Here is a 19,149-nt window from a genome sequence, read left to right as displayed (position 1 = left end):
CTAGTCGCGCAGATCGTCGTACATCGTCGTCGACAGGTAGCGCTCGCCCGCGTCGGGGATGATGACGACGATGGTCTTGCCGGCCATTTCCGGCCGGCGTCCGACCTCGAGGGCCGCCCACACCGCGGCGCCGGAGGACATGCCGCCGATGATGCCGTCGTCGGTCGCGAGGCGTCGTGCGGTCGCGTAGGCCGTGTCGGTCTCGACCGGGATGATCTCGCTGAACAAGGAGGTGTCGAGGATGTCGGGCACGAAGTTCGGTCCGATGCCCTGGATCTTGTGTCCACCGGCGCGACCCTCGCTGAGCAGCGGGGAGTCCGCGGGCTCCACGGCGATGATCTGCACATCCGGGTTGTGCTCGCGGAGCCAGCCGCCGACGCCGGTGATCGTCCCGCCCGTCCCGATGCCCGCGACGAACGCGTCGACCGTGCCGGCGGTGTCCTCCCAGATCTCGGGTGCGGTCGTCCGCCGGTGGATGGCGGGGTTCGCCTCGTTCTCGAACTGCCTGACCCAGACGGCGCCGGGGTTCTCAGCGACGATGCGCTGCGCCTCCTGGACGGCGTTCGCCATCCCCTTGGTCGGATCGGTGAGGACGAGCTCGGCACCGTAGGCGCGGAGGAGGGTCCGGCGTTCCTTGCTCATGGAGGCCGGCATCGTGAGGATGACCCGGTAGCCCCGCGCGGCTCCCACGAGGGCAAGCGCGATGCCGGTGTTCCCGCTCGTCGACTCGACGATGGTCCCTCCGGGCTGCAGCTGGCCCGAGGCCTCCGCCGCATCGACGAGCGCGATGCCCAGGCGGTCCTTGACGCTCGATCCGGGGTTGTAGAACTCCAGTTTCGCCAAGACGGTCGCGCCGACGCCCTCCGCGATGCGGTTCAGGCGGACGAGCGGGGTGCGGCCGTAGGCCTGGGTGATGTCGGTGTAGACGGTGCCGGTCACGGTGTTCCTCTTCCTCGAACGGGGCTCGGTTCAGCCTACGACCTGGTCGATCGGCGGTGTCCCGTGTGACGACGAGGGTTGCCGGCCCGCGGCCGCACCGAGGCGGTGGGGTAGGCTCGGTGCGGCCCATCCGACCAGGCCGCCCCAGATGATGATCTCGCTCATGCCCAGCACCCCTTCCGCCGCCGCCGCAGACACCCCGTCCGCCGGCCACCCTGCGACCGTCGAACTCGCGCGCCAACACGCCGTCGAGGTCCTCACCCGCGCAGCCGTGCCGTCACCCGACGTCGACGCGGAGCTCCTCCTCGGACACGTGCTCGGCCTCGGTCGTGGTGCCGTGCAGGCCGCGGCGATCACCGGTCGTGTGCTCGACGCCGAAGAGCGCACCGTGTTCGCCGAGCTGGTCGAGCGTCGGGCCGCGCGCGAACCGCTCCAGCACATCACGGGTCGTGCCGCGTTCCGTTCGATGGAACTCGCGGTCGGACCAGGCGTCTTCGTCCCGCGCCCCGAGACCGAGTCGGTCGTGCAGTTCGCGATCGACGCGCTCCGAGCCGTTCCGATCCCTCGGCCCATCGGCGTCGACCTCGGCACCGGCAGTGGAGCGATCGCGCTGGCGATGGCGACCGAGGTGCCGAACGCGGCGATCTACGCGACCGAGAACTCGGTCGAGGCGTTCATCTGGGCGAGACGGAACTTCGCCGAGTCCGGTGCCGACAACGCCACCGTCGTCTTCGAGCACCTCGCCGACGCCTTCCACGAGCTCGACGGCTCGGTGGACGTCGTGATCTCGAACCCTCCGTACGTCCCGGACGACGCGATCCCGCGCGATCCCGAGGTGCGTCTCCACGACCCCTCGGCCGCACTGTACGGCGGACCGGACGGTCTCGACGTGGTGCGTCACGTGTCCGTGACCGCGCAACGACTGCTCCACCGGGGCGGCACGCTCATCATCGAGCACGGTGAACTCCAGGGGCAGGCCATCCGAGAGCTGCTCACGGCCGACGGCTGGCACGCGGCCGCGACGCACCGCGACCTCACCACCCGCGACCGCACCACCATCGCGATCCGCTGACCCGTCGCGCCGTCGCGAGCCCGCGCTCCTCCGGTCCGTAGGCCCCTCTTCCGGTCCCTGAGCCTGTCGAAGGGCGGCCCTGCCCGTGGATCCGCCGCCCTTCGACAAGCTCAGGGACCGATGGGTCGGCTCAGGGACCGATGGGTCGGCTCAGGGACCGATGGGTCGGCTCAGGGACCGGTGGTCCGGTTCGGTGGCCGGTGGGACGCATCGGCCGGTGGGCCGAGTCAGGGCGTGGCCGCCACGAAGGCGTCGACCGCGGCGTCGAGTCCGGCGACGTCGAAGGCGCCTGAGGCGTCCTTGGTCAGCTGGAACGCGTGCATCCCCACGGCCTCGGCGCCCGCGCAGTTCGCCGCGGAGTCGTCGATGAGCATGGTGCGGCCGGGTGCGACACCGTACCGGCTGAGCGCGCGGGTGTAGACACGGGGCTCGGGCTTCTCCGCTCCGAGGACGGCGGACACGAGGTCGTTCTCGCCGAGGAGGGCTGCGGCCTCGGGAGCCAGCTGCGTGAAGGAGTCCCGGAACGGGATCGGATTGTTCGACAGCAGGGAGACCGTGCCGAGGGTCGAGGCACGGGCGAGGGTGGCCAGGACGCCGGGAACCGGGGTCATCGCCGCCGCACGGGCTTCGCGCCACTCCTCGAGGGACAGCGGGTACCCGGTGACCTCGGCGAACACCGCCAGATAGTCATCGCTCGTCGGGTACTCGCCGATGTTGGCCGCGGCCTCGTGGCCGCCGACCCACCATTGCTTCGCGAGCCGGTACTGGCTCACGCCCGTCAACCGCGAGAGCGCCGGGAGGCGTTTCCGGAAGTCGTAGTCGTACAGGGTCTTGTCGCAGTCGAAGAAGAACACACGCTCTGGCACCACTCCAGTATGCGGCCCCGGACTCCCAGGACCGGACGCGGGCAGCACGTAGACTGACCAGGCGCGTCGGGCCCACGTCCGTCGTGCCTCGGCGGTGCCGTCCCCGCCGCCGGAGAGGGTGAACCGTGGACCGTCCTGTGACCGCCTGCATCGTCATGTACCGGAACGATCGCGACAAGCTGCGTGCGGCCATCGACTCGACCCTCGGCAGCCCGCTCGTCGAGACGCTCTACCTCGTCGACAACTCGCCGACGGACGAGCTCCGCGACCTCGCGGACGACCCGCGGGTCGAATACCTGCACAACCCCTCGAACCCCGGCTTCGGCGCCGCCCACAACCTCGCGATCGCGAAGATCCTCGGTCGCTCGAAGTTCCACATGGTGGTCAACCCGGACGTGTACTTCGAGCCGGAGGCGGTCGAGGAGCTCCACGAGTTCATGCTCGAGCACCCCGAGGTCGGGCACGTCATGCCGAAGGTGCTGTACCCCGACGGCTCCCTCCAGTACCTGGTGAAGCGGAACCCCTCCGTCTTCGACCTCTTCGCCCGCCGATTCCTGCCCGGTCCGCTGAAGCCGCTCGTCGCGAAGCGCATGGCCCGCTACGAGTACCGCGACATCGACGAGAACCCGGCGCACGACTACAGCAAGACGATGTTCGACGTGCCCTACCTCTCGGGCTGCTTCATGTTCCTGCGGACCTCGACCCTGCACCGTGTCGGCTTCTTCGACGAGCGGATCTTCATGTACATCGAGGACGCCGACCTCACCCGACGCTTCCTCCAGGTGTCCCGGACCGCGTACTACCCGGGGGCGACGATCCACCACCACTTCGCGAAGGGCTCGCATCACAACCGGAAGCTGATGTGGTACTCGATCCAGGGGGCCTTCGTGTACTTCCGTACATGGGGATGGTTCGGACGATGAGCCGGGTGCTCGTGACCGGTGCGACCGGCTTCATCGGGACGAACCTCGTCCCCGTCCTCGAGGCGGCCGGCCACGAGGTCGTGCCGTTCTCGTTGCGCGGGTGGACGGGGGAGGCCTTCCCGGCGGACGTCGACGTCGTGGTGAACCTCGCCGGGAAGGCGCACGACCTCGACGGTACCGCCTCTCCCGAGGTGTACCGCCGGATCAACACCGACCTCGCCGAACGCGCGTACGTCGCCTTCCTGGCGTCGGACGCCACCACCTTCATCCAGCTGAGCAGCGTCGCCGCGGTGAACGAGGCGACGGTCGACGGAGTGCTCGACGAGTCCGCCGAGCCCCGCCCGGTGACCCCGTACGGGAAGTCGAAGCTCGCGGCCGAGCGGCTCCTGCTCGCCGTCGAACCCCCTGCCGGTCGACGGACGATCGTCCTTCGCCCGACGATGGTGCACGGGCCGGGGGACAAGGGCAACCTGCGTCTCCTGTTCGGTCTGCTGTCCCGCGGCATCCCGTACCCGCTCGACGCCTTCCGCAACGAGCGCAGCTTCGTGTCGATCCAGAACCTCACGTGGGCGATCACGAGCATCATCGACACGCCCGCCGTCACGACGGGTGTCTACCTCGTCGCCGACGACGAGCCCGTGTCGACGGGGCACCTCGTCAGCCTCATCGCCGAGGTCACCGGTCGCCGGGTCCGTCGCCTGGCCCTGCCGCCGGCACTCGTCCGGCTGGCGGCAGCCCTCGGCGATCGCGTCCCCGCCGTGCCGCTCAACTCCGGGCGTCTCGCGAAGCTCACCGAGGACTACCGCGTCTCCGGTGCCCGACTGCTCGGCGCGCTCGGGCACGAGCGTATGCCGACGGCGACGGACGACGGTCTCCGGTCCTCGATCGCAGCCCTCGCCGCGGAGCGGGGTGCGTCCGGCCCCGACGCGCAGTCCGTGCGCAGCCAACGCGAAGCCGGCGATCGGTAGGATCGACACGTTATGACCTCCACGCTCCCCGACGCCCCCCGTAGATGGACGCAGGCGCCCGGTCCTCGTTTCGCCGCGAAGACCGCCCTCGACGCACTGTGCTGGGTGCTCGCGATCGTGGTCGCCCAGCTCGTCCGCTTCGAGCTCGAGTACGAGCGCGTGGCTCTCGTCGGGACGGTCCTCCTGTGCGTCATCGCCGTGGTCGCCCAGCTCGTCGTGGCCTACCTGTGGAGCTACTACCACGGCCTGCACAGCTTCGGCAGCTTCTACGAGGCGAAACAGCTCATCGTCGTCGCGCTCATCGTCACCGCGATCCTCATCGCGGTCAACGCGGTGTTCGGCGTCGCGTGGGGGGTTCCACGGTCCACCACGGTGATCGCGTTCCCGTTCGCGATCGTCTTCATGGGCATCACGCGCTACGTCAAGCGACTCTTCGTCGACAGCCGCAGCCGGCCCATCGAGGCGCAGCGTGTCCTCGTCTACGGAGCCGGTGCGCTGGGGATGTCGATCATCCCTCGACTCATGCGCGACCCGCAGTCGCCCTACCTCCCCGTGGGCGTCATCGACGACGACCCCTCGAAGCGCAACTTCCGCATCGCCTCCGTCGCGGTGGTCGGCACGGGAGCCGACCTGGTGGCGGCCGTCAAGCGCACCGGGGCGCAGGCGCTCATCATCAGCATCGCGGACGTCGACAACGACTTCATCCGCCAGGTCAGTGAGCGAGCCGACGAGGCGAAGCTCCGAGTGCTCGTCGTGCCGCCCATCGACACGATGCTGGCTCCCGGGACGGGCGAGAGCGCACCGAGCCTGCGCGACCTCAACGTCGAAGACTTCATCGGCCGCAACACCGTCGACCTGCAGGTCGAGAGCATCGCGGGGTACCTCACCGGCAAGCGCGTGCTCGTCACCGGTGCAGGCGGATCCATCGGCTCCGAGATCGCCCGGCAGGTCAACCAGTTCGGCCCGGCGGAGCTCGTCCTGCTCGACCGCGACGAGACGGGGCTCCACACCACACAGCTCTCGATCTCGGGACACGGCCTGCTCGACACCAAGGAGGTCGTGCTCGCCGACATCCGCGACCTCCCGTCACTCATGGAGATCTTCGAGGACCGCCGTCCCGACGTCGTGTTCCATGCGGCGGCACTGAAGCACGCTCCGATGCTGGAGCAGTACCCCGACGAGGCCTGGAAGAACAACGTCCTCGGCACCCTGAACGTCCTGAACGCGGCGCGGGCCGTGGGCGTCGGCACCTTCGTCAACATCTCGACCGACAAGGCCGCGAACCCGACGACCGTCCTCGGGTACAGCAAGCGCATCGCCGAGAAGCTCACCGCGTGGATGAGCGCCCAGGAGACCGACGCACGATACCTCTCGGTCCGGTTCGGCAACGTCATCGGCAGCCGCGGCTCCGCCATCCCGGCGTTCACCGCCCAGATCGAGGCCGGTGGCCCGGTCACGGTCACGCACCCCGACGTCACCCGCTTCTTCATGACGATCCCCGAAGCGTCGAAGCTCGTCATCCAGGCCGGCGCGATCGGCGACCCGGGCGAGGTCCTCATCCTCGACATGGGCCGTCCGGTCCGCATCCTCGACGTCGCCAAGCGCATGATCGCCGCGTCCGGCAAGGACGTCGAGATCGTGTACACCGGTCTCCGGCACGGCGAGAAGCTGCACGAGGTCCTCATCGACACGGACGAGATCGCCGACCGCTCGAAGCACCCGAAGGTCTCGCACACGCGGATCCAGCCGCTCGACCCGGCACTCCTCGACATCGCCGTCTGGCGGGAGACCATCGCCGACGAGGGCGCCGGCACCCACCACCTGGTGCAATGACGGTTGCCATCCTGGCGGGGGTGCTCGCGCTCGTCGTGAGCCTGCTGTCCCAGCTCGCCATCCGCCCGATCCTCATCCGTCGGGCGGTCGTCGACACCCCGAACCACCGATCCATGCACGTCACCCCGACGATCCGCGGTGGAGGGATCGGCGTCGCGCTCGCGGTCGCCGTCGGTCTCGGTACGGCCGCGGTCCTGCTCCACAGCCTGCCGCTCTGGATCGTCGCCGCCGTGTCGATCGTGAACGCGGCCATCGGAGCCGTGGAGGACGTCCGCGGACTCCCCGTCCGGGTGCGCTTCGGCTTGCAGGTCGTGCTCGGACTCGTGGCGACCTGGGTGCTCGTCGTCTCGATGGCCGCGAGTTTCTGGTGGATCCCGCTCGGGATCGTGGCGCTCGTCGCCTACACGAACATCGCGAACTTCATGGACGGCGTCAACGGCATCTCCTCGATGCACGGCACGGTCGTCGGCGGGTTCTACGCCGGTCTCGGCGCCGTGGCCGGTCTCCCGGGCGTCACGGCAGCCGGCCTCGTCGTGGCGTCCGCGTTCCTCGGGTTCCTGCCGTGGAACCTCGCTCGGCGCCGGATGTTCCTGGGCGACGTCGGCAGCTACCTGCTCGGCGGCTCCCTCGTCGCGGTCGCCATCTACGCGGCCTTCAGCGGCATCTCCTTCGTCGCGCTGATCGGCCCGGTCCTCGTGTACGTCGCCGACACCGGCACGACGATCATCGCGCGCTGGCGGCGGGGGGAGCCGCTGCACGAGGCGCATCGCAGCCACGTGTACCAGCGTCTCGCCGCCGGCGGACTCGGTCACCTCGGGTCCACCGCCGTCGTCAGCGTCGCGACCCTCGCCACCGGGCTCCTCGGGGTGGGCGTCGCGACGGGCGCCTGGCCCGTCCAGATCCTCGCCGTCCTCGGCATCCTGCTCGTCCTCGCCGTCTACCTGTGCCTGCCCAGACTGCTCGGAAGACGCCCGAGGCTATGATTGAGCGTCGTCACCCCGATCATCCGGCCGACTGATCACCGATCGGCGGCCCCGTTCAGCCAGGACCCACCACATGCCGCAGACCTTCGATTGCCAGGATCACGCGCAGCTGCTCGCCGGGATGCGCCTGGCACGGACGGCCCTGGCGAGGGGTGAGCTGGTCGTGCTCCCGACCGACACGGTCTACGGGGTGGCCGCCGACGCGTTCTCGCCGGCCGCGGTGCAGCGCCTGCTCGACGCGAAGGGACGGACCCGGCAGTCACCGCCGCCCGTCCTCGTCTCCGGTGTGAACACGCTCGAGGCCCTGGCGGCGTCCGTCCCCGATGCCGTGCACCGGCTCGTCGAGGCGTTCTGGCCCGGCGGCCTGACCATCGTGCTCGAGGCCCAGCCGTCGCTCGCCTGGGACCTCGGCGAGACCGCGGGCACGGTCGCGCTCCGGATGCCGTCGAACCCGGTGACCCTCGAGCTCCTGCAGGACACCGGGCCGCTCGCGGTCTCCTCGGCGAACCTCACCGGCCGACCGGCCGCCACGTCCGCCGCTGCCGCGCTCGAGATGCTCGGCGATTCGGTCTCGGTCTACCTCGACGGCGGCGAGAGCGGCGAGCAGTCGTCGACGATCATCGACGCGACCCGACTCGGCACGGCCGACGAACGGATCGTCGTCCTGCGCGACGGAGCCGTCTCCCGGGAGGCGATCCGCGACGTGGTGGGCGATCTGCTCCCCGAACCGCGCGAACCATGAACCAGTTCTCCGGGTACCTCATCGTGCTCGTCGTGAGCGCGGGCATCACCTTCGGCTTCGCCCACCTCGCGCGGCGGGTCGGCGTGAAGTACGGTCTCCACCCGCCGATCCGCGAACGCGACGTCCACCAGACGCCGACGCCGCGGCTCGGTGGGGTCGCGATGTTCATCGGCATCCTGGTCGCGTTCGGCGTGGCCTGGCAGCTGCCGTTCTTCGACCTCGTGTTCGCCGATCCGGAGCCGGTGCTGGCGATCCTCGGTGCCGCCCTGTTCATCGTCGGGATCGGCGTCGCCGACGACCTGTGGGACCTCGACTGGATGATCAAGCTCGCCGCGCAGTTCATGGCGGCAGGGCTCGTCGCCTGGCTCGGTGTGCAGATCTACTCCTTGCCCATCGGTGGCCTGACGGTCGGCTCGTCCTGGGTGTCCTTCTCGATGACGGTCTTCGCCATCGTGCTCGTGATGAATGCGATCAACTTCGTCGACGGGCTCGACGGGCTCGTCGCCGGTGTCGCCGTCATCGCGAACACCGTGTTCTTCGTCTACACCCAGCTGCTCGTGACCTCCACCGGGGCGAGCGACTACTTCAACCTCGCCTCGCTGATCGCCGCGATCCTCGTCGGTGCCTGCATCGGCTTCCTCCCGCTCAACTGGCACCCCGCCCGATTGTTCATGGGCGACGCCGGTGCCCTGCTCGTCGGGCTGCTCATGGCGACCTCCGCTGCCGCCGTGACCGGCCAGGTCGACCCGGCCGCCCTCGGCCGCACGCAACTGTTACCCGCGTTCATCCCGATCCTGCTGCCGTTCGCCATCCTGGTCGTGCCGCTCGCCGACTTCGTCCTCGCCGTCCTCCGTCGTCTCCGCGCCGGCAAGTCACCGTTCAGCGCCGACCGGATGCACCTGCACCACCGGCTGCTCGACCTCGGTCACAGCCAGGTGCACGCCGTCCTCATCTTCTACGGCTGGACGGTCGTCATCTCCGTGGGATGCCTGGCGTTCTTCGCGGCCCCGACGTGGCTCGCCGTACTCTTCGTCTCCGTGGGGGTCGTCACCTGCACGGCGTTCACCCTCCTGCCGATCGGTCGCCGCAGGCGGGCCGACCGGCTCGCGCAGCGCGTGGCCGCCGGCACGGAGGGGGCTCCCGGGTCGGCGCTGTACGATCGGCTCGACGAGGCCTCCGGGCAGCGCGACCCCGAGACGCCCGTGAGCGGCGACACCCTCGACACCCTCGACTCTCTCGCCAAGAAGGACCAGCACCCATGACTCCTCCCGCCCAGGCCGGCTCGCACGCGAGCGCCAACCGGGTCTTCCGCACGGCACTCCGGTACAGCGCGCTCCTCGCGCTCGTGATCGCCGTCGTCGGGGGAGTGGTCGGCTGGAGCGTCGACGGCTCCCGCGGCCTCACGAGTGCGCTCATCGGCACCGCCATGGCGCTCGTGTTCCTCGGCATCACCTCGGTGAGCATCCTCTTCGCCAACCGCTGGTCCGGCCAGGAGTTCTTCGTCGGCATCCTGTTCGGGGTGGTGATGGGCAGCTGGCTCGTGAAGTTCGTCATCTTCCTCGTCCTGGGCTTCATCCTGAAGGACCAGCCCTGGGTCAACGCACCGATCCTGTTCGGGAGCGTCATCGTCGGCGTCGTCGGCTCGCTCGTGATCGACGCCGTCGTGGCGGCGAAGGTGCGGGTGCCCTACGTCTCGGACGACATCCTCCCGAAGGCGTCGCCGCAGGACTCCGACCAGGGCTGACGCTGCGGACGCGACGTGGTCGCGCGGGAGCATGCCGGAACCGGTATCCAGGGCGCAGCCGAGGTCGCGGCTCGGAATATAGCCGTGGAATACCACCCCTGGGTTCGTCGGGGCCCGGTTTCCTTGCTAGACTCGTCAACGAATCCTCCCACTAGCACCGCTTCGGCGTGCGGCGAGGAGACATCCCCCCTGTTCGTCGCCGCGAGAGCTCTGCTCCACGCCCCCGAAACTGGAGATACGTGCTGTTCGCTAACGCCGTGCACCTGATCGCACCGATGGCCGCCGAAGATGGCGAGTTCCACGGTCCGTCGATCGACGAGTTCTTCCCCGACATCATCCTCTTCGAGGGCACGCCCTTCGCGATCAACCGGGTCATCCTGATCCGGTTCATCGCGGTGATCGCGCTCCTCCTGTTCTTCTGGCTGTCGACGCGCAAGATGCGCCTCGTCCCCGGTCGCGCACAGAGCCTCGCCGAGATGGGGCTCGGCTTCGTCCGCGTCAACATCGCGGAGGACCTGCTCGGCAAGAAGGACGGCCTCCGGTTCCTGCCGATCCTGACGACCATCTTCTTCATGGTCCTCGCGATGAACCTGACGGGCATCATCCCCGGGCTGAACCTGGCCGGTACCTCGGTCATCGGCGTCCCGCTCGTGCTCGCGCTGGTGTCCTACGTCACCTTCATCTACGCCGGTATCAAGAAGAGTCCGGGCAAGTTCTTCAAGAACTCCCTCTTCCCCTCCGGGGTGCCGTGGCCGGTGTACATCATCGTCACGCCGATCGAGCTCATCTCGACCTTCGTCATCCGCCCGCTCACGCTGACGCTCCGACTCCTCATGAACATGATCGTCGGGCACCTGCTCCTCGTCCTGTTCTTCGCGGCGACCCAGTTCTTCATCGTGAACCTCGGCGGATGGTTCGCCCTCATGGGTGTCGGGACGCTGGCCTTCGGCCTCGTCTTCACCCTCTTCGAGCTCCTGGTCGCAGTCCTCCAGGCCTACGTCTTCACCCTCCTCACCGCGGTCTACATCCAGCTCGCGGTCGCAGAAGAGCACTAACCGAGCCCGGCACCCGCCAGGTCTCACCCAACGGAAGGAAACAAACGTGGACGCAACTACCGTTCTCGCCGCCCTTGAAGGAAACATCGCGACGGTCGGTTACGGTCTCGCAGCCATCGGCCCCGCCATCGGTGTGGGTATCGTCGTCGGCAAGACGATCGAAGGCACCGCGCGTCAGCCCGAGCTGGGTGGTCGTCTCCAGGTCCTCATGTGGATCGGTATCGCCTTCACCGAGGCGCTCGCCTTCATCGGCATCGCGACCTACTTCATCTTCGTCTAAGCCCCCTTTCACATCTCCGAAGGAGGCAAGATGTTTGATGCAGTGATCATCGCTGCTGAAGAGGGCGCTCCGACGAACCCTCTCATCCCAGCGGTCTACGACATCGTCTGGTCTGCCGTCGTCTTCATCATCATCCTCGGCTTCTTCTGGAAGCTGGTCCTGCCCAAGGTGCAGAAGCTCCTCGACGACCGCGCAGCGGCCATCGAGGGCAACATCGCCAAGGCCGATGAAGCGCAGAAGCAGGCCGAAGCGGCGCTCGAGCAGTACAACGCTCAGCTCGCCGAAGCCCGTCAGGAAGCCGGCCGCATCCGCGAGCAGGCTCGTGTCGAGGGTCAGACGATCCTCGCCGAGCTCAAGGAGCAGGCCACGGTCGAAGCCGCTCGCGTCACCGCGAGCGCTCAGGCACAGATCGAAGCCGAGCGTCAGGCGGCCGTCGTGTCGCTGCGTGCCGAGGTCGGCACGCTCGCACTCGACCTCGCCAGTGGCGTCATCGGCGAGACGCTGAACGACGACGCGAAGGCCACGGCGGTCGTCGACCGGTTCCTCGCGGACCTCGAAGCGTCGGAGAAGGCAGCCAAGTAATGGGAAGCGCGACCAGAGAAGCACTCGCCTCGTCGAAGGAGGCCCTCGCCGCCCTCGGCGCCGGGGCCGATCTGGCCACCGCGGACGGACTGTTCGCAGCGGGCCGGGCCATCGGCGGCTCGAGTCACCTGAGCGCAGCGCTCAGCGACCCCGCAGCCGACGCCGGTGCCAAGCGCACCGTCGTCGAGCGGATCTTCGGCTCCCAGCTGAGCGCCCAGGCGCTCGGCCTGCTGCAGACCGTCGTCTCCGGCCGCTGGTCCAGCGAAGCCGACCTGCTCGCGGGCATCGAGGAGCTCGGCCTCCGGGCCGCCTCGATCTCCGCCGGCGCTCAGGGCGACATCGAGGCCGAGCTGTTCGAGTTCGGGAAGCTCGTGTCGAGCAACCACGAGCTCGAGCTCGCCCTCAGCAGCAAGCTCGGCTCGTCCGCTGCGAAGGGCGCCCTCGCGGCATCCCTCCTCGCGGGCAAGGCGAGCCCGCAGACCGTCAGCATCGTCGGTCAGCTCGTGCAGCAGCCGCGAGACCGTCGGATCGGAGAACTGCTCCGGTACGCATCAGGCATCGTCGCCGACCAGCAGGGCCTCGCGGTCGCCACGGTCACGGCAGCCGCACCGATCGAGGCGTCGCAGCTCCAGCGCCTCGAGCGCCACCTCGCCACGGCCTACGGCCGTCAGGTGAAGATCAACCAGGTGATCGACCCCGCCGTCGTCGGTGGACTGCGCGTGCAGCTCGGGGACGACGTCATCGACGGCAGCCTCGCTGCCCGACTGAACGACCTCCGTCTGCAACTGGCCGGATAGCGGCCCGTGCAGCGCGGGGACCGGCCCGACGGTCTCCACAACTCAAGACGTTGATCCTGACGGATCGCACCTCTCGGAACCCCCGGGTTCCACAACCAAAAGGAACATGATGGCAGAACTCACGATCAGCCCAGACGAGATCCGGGATGCTCTCAAGGACTTCGTCAAGGCCTACGAGCCCGGCACCGCCGCGGCCACCGAGGTCGGACGCGTGATCGATGCCGCTGACGGCATCGCCCACGTCGAGGGCCTCCCGGGCGCCATGGCGAACGAGCTCCTCCGCTTCGCGAACGGCACCCTGGGCCTCGCGCTCAACCTCGACGAGCACGAGATCGGCGTCGTCGTCCTCGGTGAGTTCGACGAGATCGTCGAAGGCATGGACGTCACCCGCACGGGCGAGGTCCTCTCGGTCCCCGTCGGCGACGGCTACCTCGGCCGTGTCGTCGACACGCTCGGCAACCCGATCGACGGCCTCGGCGAGATCGCCAGCACCGGCCGCCGCGCGCTGGAGCTCCAGGCTCCGGGCGTCATGCAGCGCAAGTCGGTGCACGAGCCGCTCCAGACCGGCATCAAGGCGATCGACGCCATGATCCCGGTCGGCCGCGGCCAGCGTCAGCTGATCATCGGCGACCGCCAAACCGGCAAGACCGCGATCGCGATCGACACCATCATCAACCAGAAGGCCAACTGGGACTCGGGCGACGTCAACAAGCAGGTCCGCTGCATCTACGTCGCCATCGGCCAGAAGGGCTCGACCATCGCCTCCGTCAAGGGTGCGCTGGAAGAGGCTGGCGCGCTCGAGTACACGACGATCGTCGCCTCGCCTGCGTCCGACCCGGCCGGCTTCAAGTACCTCGCCCCCTACACCGGTTCGGCCATCGGCCAGCACTGGATGTACGAGGGCAAGCACGTCCTGATCATCTTCGACGACCTGTCGAAGCAGGCCGAGGCCTACCGTGCCGTCTCCCTCCTCCTCCGCCGTCCGCCGGGACGCGAGGCCTACCCTGGTGACGTCTTCTACCTCCACTCCCGTCTGCTGGAGCGTTGCGCGAAGCTGTCCGACGAGCTCGGCGCCGGTTCGATGACGGGTCTGCCCATCATCGAGACCAAGGCGAACGACGTCTCGGCGTACATCCCGACCAACGTGATCTCCATCACCGACGGCCAGATCTTCCTGCAGTCCGACCTCTTCAACTCCAACCAGCGCCCCGCGGTCGACGTCGGTATCTCCGTCTCGCGCGTCGGTGGCGATGCTCAGGTGAAGAGCATCAAGAAGGTCTCCGGAACGCTGAAGCTCGAGCTCGCGCAGTACCGCTCGCTCGAGGCGTTCGCGATGTTCGCATCCGACCTCGACGCGGCCAGCCGCCGTCAGCTCGCCCGTGGCGCCCGCCTCACCGAGCTGCTCAAGCAGCCGCAGTACTCGCCGTACCCCGTCGAGGAGCAGGTCGTCTCGATCTGGGCCGGAACCAAGGGCAAGCTGGACGACGTCCCGGTCGAGGACGTCCTCCGCTTCGAGCGCGAACTGCTCGACTACCTGGGTCGGAACACCGAGGTCCTCACCACGCTGCGCGACACGAACGTGCTCGACGACGACACCGTCTCGAAGCTCGATGCCGCTGTCGACCAGTTCAAGCTCGAGTTCCAGACGGGCGAGGGCGCTGCCCTCGGTTCGGAGCAGGTCGAGGAGCTCCCGGTTGAAGACGTCAACCAGGAGAAGATCGTGAAGGGTCGCCGCTAGTCCATGGGCGCTCAACTCCGGGTCTACACGCAGAAGATCAAGTCTGCGCAGACGACCAAGAAGATCACGAAGGCGATGGAGCTCATCGCCGCGTCGCGCATCCAGAAGGCGCAGGCGCGGGTGGCGGCATCCGGACCCTATTCTCGTGCGATCACTCGTGCCGTGTCCGCCGTCGCGACGTACTCCAACGTCGACCACGTGCTCACGACCGAGCCGGAGAAGGTTGAGCGGGCTGCGGTCGTCGTGTTCGCATCCGACCGAGGCCTCGCCGGCGCCTTCAACTCGCAGGTCCTCCGTGAGGCCGCCGAGCTGACCGAGCTCCTCCGCAGCCAGGGCAAGGACGTCACGCACTACCTCGTGGGCCGCAAGGCCGTCGCCTACTTCACGTTCCGACGGATGCAGGCTGCAGGGGAGTGGGTCGGCAACACGGAGAACCCCGACTTCGCCACGGCGCAGGAGATCAGCGAGTCCATCCTCAAGGCGTTCCTCACGGACGCCTCCGAGGGTGGCGTCGACGAGATCCACATCGTCTACAACCGCCTCGTGAGCATGATGACGCAGACCCCCGAGGTCGTCCGTCTCATGCCGCTCGAGGTCGTCGAAGGCGTCGAGGAGCCCACGGACACCGCTGTGCTGCCGCTGTACGAGTTCGAGCCGGATGCGGAGAGCGTGCTCGATGCACTGCTTCCGAACTACATCGAGAGCCGGATCTTCAACGCGCTGTTGCAGTCCTCCGCCGCGAAGCACGCCGCGACGCAGAAGGCGATGAAGTCGGCCAGCGACAACGCCGACAAGCTCATCACCGACTACACCCGCCTCCGCAACAACGCGAGGCAGGCCGAGATCACCCAGCAGATTTCCGAAATCGTTGGCGGCGCAGACGCGCTCTCGTCCTAGTCATCGCAACACGCACACGTATCTGTAGAGACAGAGAAGAGAAGAACATGACTCCCACCGCAACTGCCGAGCAGGGCGCTGCAGAGGTGAAGGCCGGCGCCGTCGGCCGCATCTCCCGCGTCACCGGCCCGGTCGTCGACATCGAGTTCCCGCACGACGCGATCCCGGGCATCTACAACGCCCTGAAGACCAGCGTCGTGATCGGCGAGCAGACGATGGTCCTCACGCTCGAGGTCGCACAGCACCTCGGTGACGACCTCGTCCGCGCCATCGCCCTGAACCCCACGGACGGCCTCGTCCGCGGCCAGGAGGTCACCGACACGGGTTCGCCCATCTCGGTGCCCGTCGGCGACGTCACCAAGGGCAAGGTCTTCAACGTCATCGGCGAGGTGCTCAACGCCGAGCCCGGCGAGCAGATCGAGATCACCGAGCGCTGGCCGATCCACCGTCAGCCGCCGCCCTTCGACCAGCTCGAGTCGAAGACGCAGCTGTTCGAGACCGGCATCAAGGTCATCGACCTCCTGACGCCGTACGTCCTCGGTGGCAAGATCGGTCTCTTCGGTGGTGCCGGTGTCGGCAAGACCGTCCTCATCCAGGAGATGATCCAGCGCGTCGCGCAGGACCACGGCGGTGTGTCGGTGTTCGCCGGTGTCGGCGAGCGTACCCGTGAGGGCAACGACCTCATCCACGAGATGGAAGAGGCGGGCGTCTTCGAGAAGACGGCCCTCGTGTTCGGCCAGATGGACGAGCCGCCGGGAACGCGTCTGCGCGTCGCCCTCTCCGCGCTGACGATGGCGGAGTACTTCCGCGACGTCCAGAAGCAGGACGTGCTGCTCTTCATCGACAACATCTTCCGCTTCACCCAGGCCGGTTCCGAGGTGTCGACCCTGCTCGGTCGCATGCCGTCCGCCGTGGGTTACCAGCCGAACCTCGCCGACGAGATGGGCCTCCTCCAGGAGCGCATCACCTCGACGCGTGGGCACTCGATCACCTCGCTGCAGGCGATCTACGTCCCCGCCGACGACTACACCGACCCGGCTCCCGCGACGACGTTCGCGCACCTCGACGCGACGACCGAGCTCTCCCGTGAGATCGCGTCGAAGGGCCTGTACCCGGCCGTCGACCCGCTGACGTCGACGAGCCGTATCCTCGACCCCCGCTACCTGGGTGCCGACCACTACCGCGTCGCCACCACGGTCAAGCAGATCCTCCAGAAGAACAAGGAACTGCAGGAGATCATCGCCATCCTGGGTGTCGACGAGCTCTCCGAGGAAGACAAGATCACGGTGTCGCGTGCGCGCCGGATCCAGCAGTTCCTCTCGCAGAACACCTACATGGCGAAGAAGTTCACCGGTGTCGAGGGCTCGACCGTCCCGCTGAAGGACACCATCGAGTCGTTCGACGCCATCGCCAAGGGTGAGTTCGACCACGTCGCCGAGCAGGCCTTCTTCAACGTCGGTTCCATCACCGACGTCGAAGAGAAGTGGGCGCAGATCCAGAAGGACAACGGCTGAGCATGGCTTCCGCTCCTCTGACCGTGAGCGTCGTCGCGGCCGACCACGAAGTGTGGTCCGGCCCGGCACGCCAGCTGATCGCGAAGACCGTCGACGGCGAGATCGGTATCCTGCCCGGCCACGAGCCGATGCTGGCCATCCTCGCCGCCGGTGAGGTCCGTGTCACGCTCGAAGACGGCTCGAAGATCGTCGCGAACGCTGAAGACGGCTTCCTGTCGGTCGAGAACAACACCGTCACCGTCGTGGCCGGCAACGCCACGCTCGTGACCAGCTCCTGATTCAGTGCTGATCCTCCTTCCCCCTTCGGAGACGAAGCGGGACGGCGGCGACGGACGAGCCCTGGACACCGCCCTGCTGCGGTTTCCAGGGCTCTCCTCGTCCCGGAACGATTGCCTAGGCGCCCTGGTGTCGCTCGCTGCCGACGAGGCCGCGACGGTGAAGGCCCTGAAGCTCGGCCCCAAGCAGCTCGGTGAGGTCCAGCGCAACCGCGTGGCGGCGACGTCCGCGACGATGCCGGCGATCGACCGGTACACGGGGGTGCTGTACGACGCGCTCGATGCGACCACGCTCCCACCGGACGCGCGACGGTTCGCCGCTGAGCACCTGGTCGTGCACTCGGCGTTGCTCGGCCCGGTCGGCGCGCTCGATCCCATTCCGGCGTATCGGCTCTCCCACGACTCCAGGCTCCCCGGGTTCGTCCTGAAACGTCACTGGGCGGTGCCGGTCGCGCGCGAACTGGACGCCGTCCAGGGTGTCGTGTTGGACCTGCGCTCGGAAGGCTACGCGGCGCTCGGGCCGTTGCCGGATCGCGTGGGTGCCGTCTACCTGCGTGTGCTCACGGTCGGCGACGATGGCCGCCGTCGCGCGCTCAACCACTTCAACAAGCAGGGCAAGGGCCGGTTCACCCGCGCGCTGCTGGAGGCCGGTGTCGACCACCCTGATGTCGACTCGTTGCTCGACTGGGCACGATCGACCGGATGGATGCTCGACGTCCACGCCCGTGCCGACGACGGTCGGGTGACCGAGCTCGCCCTCGTCGTCTGACCGCTCGGGGTCAGGGAGCGCTCTCGGAGCGCCAGCAGCCGACGAGGTGGTCATCGACGAGGCCTCCGGACTGCATGAGGGCGTACATCGTCGTCGGGCCGACGAACCGGTAGCCGCGCTTCCGCAGGTGGGCGCTGAGCGCGGTGGACTCGGGTGTCACCGCGGGGACCTCGGTCCACTGGGCGAACCGCACGGGCCGCGGCGGGGGAGCGAAGCTCCAGAGGAGCTCGTCCAAGTCGTCGCCCAGCTCGAGGGCGGTGCGGGCATTGCCGATGACCGCGTTGATCTTCCCGCGGTGCCGGATGATCCGGGCGTCGTCGAGGAGGCTCTCGACATCAGCCTCCGTCATCGCCGCGACGGCGTCGAGGTCGAAGCCGTGGAACCGTTCGCGGAAGGCCGGTCGCTTCCGGAGGATCGTGATCCAGGACAGCCCGGCCTGGAACCCTTCGAGACTGATCTTCTCGAAGACCTTCCGCTGCCCGTGGAGCGGTACGCCCCACTCTTCGTCGTGATAACGCTGGTACTCCTCGTCCGTCCCGGCCCAGGCGCAGCGGGTCAGGCCGTCGGTGCCGACGATGGTCGGGGTGGCTGGACTCATCGGCGGTACGGGATCCCTTCGTGGTCGAGGAGCCAGCGTTTGGTGGCCGGTCCGTCTCCGCCAGAATAGCCCGTCACGATCCGCCCGGTTCCGAGGACGCGATGACAGGGGATGAGGAGCGCGATGGTGTTCGCCCGAACCGCCTGGCCGGCCGCCCGGCCGCCCTGCGGGGCACCGGCCGCGGCCGCAAGGGCGCCGTACCCGATGGAGTCGCCGAACGGAACCTCGCCGAGCGCCGACCAGACCGCCTGCTGGAACGGCGTGCCGGTCGTGACGAGCGGGAGGTCGAACACGGTGCGTCGTCCGCGGAAGTACTCGTCGATCTGCTCCGCGGCGTCGAGGAGGACCGCGGAGGGGCGTTCGTCGACTCCGTCGAGAGGGAGTCGCCCGTGGTGCTCGAAGCGTACGGCTGAGACCGCGTCGTCGACGGATCGGAGCTCGATCCGCCCCACCGGCGTCGGCATCCGGAGGAAGCCCTCGGCGGCCGGGTCGGCGATGGCGGAGCAGGGGAGTACGGGATCGGTGATGGTGAGGTGTGTGGTCATGCACCGAGCGTAGGAAGCACGTTATCGGC

Annotated in this window: 22 protein-coding genes; 17 read left to right on the top strand and 5 right to left on the bottom strand. The window is 68.4% G+C overall.

The features are described from left to right. Window positions 1–939, bottom strand: a complete 939-nt coding sequence (gene cysK, locus B9Y95_RS15820) for a cysteine synthase A (protein ID WP_064295302.1) — start codon at window positions 937–939, stop codon at window positions 1–3. Window positions 940–969: 30 nt separating this feature from the next. After that, entirely contained in the window at window positions 970–1,104 is a 135-nt protein-coding gene (locus B9Y95_RS21125) for a hypothetical protein (RefSeq protein ID WP_268808587.1), read from the bottom strand. Here B9Y95_RS21125 and prmC point away from each other — a divergent pair. Next, entirely contained in the window at window positions 1,103–2,011 is a 909-nt protein-coding gene (prmC, locus tag B9Y95_RS15815) for a peptide chain release factor N(5)-glutamine methyltransferase (protein ID WP_234994138.1), read from the top strand. The genes B9Y95_RS21125 and prmC overlap by 2 nt on opposite strands. Window positions 2,012–2,238: 227 nt before the next feature. Here the strand turns inward: prmC and B9Y95_RS15810 are convergent, their stop codons facing one another. Next, a complete protein-coding gene (locus B9Y95_RS15810; protein WP_234994137.1) occupies window positions 2,239–2,877 on the bottom strand; it encodes an HAD-IA family hydrolase in 639 nt (212 codons plus the stop codon). Window positions 2,878–3,002: 125 nt separating this feature from the next. On the opposite strand from B9Y95_RS15810, the gene B9Y95_RS15805 reads away from it, so the two are divergent. The 16 genes from B9Y95_RS15805 (at window position 3,003) to B9Y95_RS15730 (ending at window position 17,977) form a co-directional block, all read left to right on the top strand. After that, complete coding sequence (locus tag B9Y95_RS15805; RefSeq protein ID WP_123539731.1) at window positions 3,003–3,800, top strand: glycosyltransferase family 2 protein; 798 nt, start codon at window positions 3,003–3,005, stop codon at window positions 3,798–3,800. After that, window positions 3,797–4,768 carry an NAD-dependent epimerase/dehydratase family protein gene (locus tag B9Y95_RS15800; protein ID WP_159453430.1) on the top strand — a complete coding sequence of 324 codons (972 nt, stop codon included), beginning with the start codon at window positions 3,797–3,799 and terminating at the stop codon, window positions 4,766–4,768. The genes B9Y95_RS15805 and B9Y95_RS15800 overlap by 4 nt, the downstream gene beginning before the upstream one ends. Before the next feature lie 12 nt (window positions 4,769–4,780). Beyond that, window positions 4,781–6,601: a polysaccharide biosynthesis protein gene (locus tag B9Y95_RS15795; protein ID WP_079002758.1), complete on the top strand. Its 1,821-nt coding sequence runs from the start codon at window positions 4,781–4,783 to the stop codon at window positions 6,599–6,601. Further along, window positions 6,598–7,584: an MraY family glycosyltransferase gene (locus B9Y95_RS15790; protein ID WP_085513242.1), complete on the top strand. Its 987-nt coding sequence runs from the start codon at window positions 6,598–6,600 to the stop codon at window positions 7,582–7,584. Before B9Y95_RS15795 ends, B9Y95_RS15790 begins: the two co-directional genes overlap by 4 nt. 73 nt (window positions 7,585–7,657) lie before the next feature. Further along, window positions 7,658–8,326: an L-threonylcarbamoyladenylate synthase gene (locus B9Y95_RS15785; protein ID WP_085513240.1), complete on the top strand. Its 669-nt coding sequence runs from the start codon at window positions 7,658–7,660 to the stop codon at window positions 8,324–8,326. Continuing rightward, a complete protein-coding gene (locus tag B9Y95_RS15780; RefSeq protein WP_085513237.1) occupies window positions 8,323–9,588 on the top strand; it encodes an MraY family glycosyltransferase in 1,266 nt (421 codons plus the stop codon). Before B9Y95_RS15785 ends, B9Y95_RS15780 begins: the two co-directional genes overlap by 4 nt. Beyond that, entirely contained in the window at window positions 9,585–10,070 is a 486-nt protein-coding gene (locus B9Y95_RS20905) for a Cg1360 family ATP-synthase-associated protein (protein ID WP_085513235.1), read from the top strand. Before B9Y95_RS15780 ends, B9Y95_RS20905 begins: the two co-directional genes overlap by 4 nt. A gap of 275 nt (window positions 10,071–10,345) precedes the next feature. Then, complete coding sequence (atpB, locus tag B9Y95_RS15770) at window positions 10,346–11,125, top strand: F0F1 ATP synthase subunit A (protein ID WP_175117868.1); 780 nt, start codon at window positions 10,346–10,348, stop codon at window positions 11,123–11,125. 46 nt (window positions 11,126–11,171) lie between these two features. Next, a complete protein-coding gene (gene atpE / locus B9Y95_RS15765) occupies window positions 11,172–11,405 on the top strand; it encodes an ATP synthase F0 subunit C (protein WP_064295310.1) in 234 nt (77 codons plus the stop codon). A 30-nt stretch (window positions 11,406–11,435) separates the two neighbouring features. Next, window positions 11,436–11,987: a F0F1 ATP synthase subunit B gene (locus B9Y95_RS15760; protein WP_064295311.1), complete on the top strand. Its 552-nt coding sequence runs from the start codon at window positions 11,436–11,438 to the stop codon at window positions 11,985–11,987. Continuing rightward, window positions 11,987–12,784 carry a F0F1 ATP synthase subunit delta gene (locus B9Y95_RS15755; protein WP_085513233.1) on the top strand — a complete coding sequence of 266 codons (798 nt, stop codon included), beginning with the start codon at window positions 11,987–11,989 and terminating at the stop codon, window positions 12,782–12,784. Before B9Y95_RS15760 ends, B9Y95_RS15755 begins: the two co-directional genes overlap by 1 nt. Window positions 12,785–12,893: 109 nt before the next feature. Beyond that, window positions 12,894–14,522 (top strand): F0F1 ATP synthase subunit alpha, encoded by a 1,629-nt coding sequence (gene atpA, locus B9Y95_RS15750; protein WP_079707189.1) that lies wholly within the window; start codon window positions 12,894–12,896, stop codon window positions 14,520–14,522. A 3-nt stretch (window positions 14,523–14,525) separates the two neighbouring features. Then, a complete protein-coding gene (locus tag B9Y95_RS15745; RefSeq protein WP_085513231.1) occupies window positions 14,526–15,419 on the top strand; it encodes a F0F1 ATP synthase subunit gamma in 894 nt (297 codons plus the stop codon). Between the two features lie 47 nt (window positions 15,420–15,466). Continuing rightward, window positions 15,467–16,933, top strand: coding sequence for a F0F1 ATP synthase subunit beta (gene atpD / locus B9Y95_RS15740; protein ID WP_079707188.1), 1,467 nt, complete (start codon window positions 15,467–15,469; stop codon window positions 16,931–16,933). Between the two features lie 2 nt (window positions 16,934–16,935). After that, window positions 16,936–17,211, top strand: coding sequence for a F0F1 ATP synthase subunit epsilon (locus B9Y95_RS15735; RefSeq protein WP_064295316.1), 276 nt, complete (start codon window positions 16,936–16,938; stop codon window positions 17,209–17,211). Window positions 17,212–17,215: 4 nt separating this feature from the next. Next, entirely contained in the window at window positions 17,216–17,977 is a 762-nt protein-coding gene (locus B9Y95_RS15730) for a YaaA family protein (RefSeq protein ID WP_085513229.1), read from the top strand. A gap of 10 nt (window positions 17,978–17,987) precedes the next feature. On the opposite strand, the gene B9Y95_RS15725 is transcribed toward B9Y95_RS15730, so the two are convergent. Both B9Y95_RS15725 and B9Y95_RS15720 read right to left on the bottom strand, forming a co-directional pair. After that, window positions 17,988–18,575, bottom strand: coding sequence for a DNA-3-methyladenine glycosylase I (locus B9Y95_RS15725; RefSeq protein ID WP_085513227.1), 588 nt, complete (start codon window positions 18,573–18,575; stop codon window positions 17,988–17,990). After that, complete coding sequence (locus B9Y95_RS15720; protein ID WP_234994136.1) at window positions 18,572–19,120, bottom strand: methylated-DNA--[protein]-cysteine S-methyltransferase; 549 nt, start codon at window positions 19,118–19,120, stop codon at window positions 18,572–18,574. Before B9Y95_RS15720 ends, B9Y95_RS15725 begins: the two co-directional genes overlap by 4 nt. Window positions 19,121–19,149: the final 29 nt, after the last annotated feature.

The organism is Plantibacter flavus (assembly GCF_900177615.1).
Lineage (GTDB): Bacteria > Actinomycetota > Actinomycetes > Actinomycetales > Microbacteriaceae > Plantibacter > Plantibacter flavus.
The sequence above is the reverse complement of the archived record's forward strand: the minus strand, read 5'-3'. Positions and strand labels throughout refer to the sequence as shown.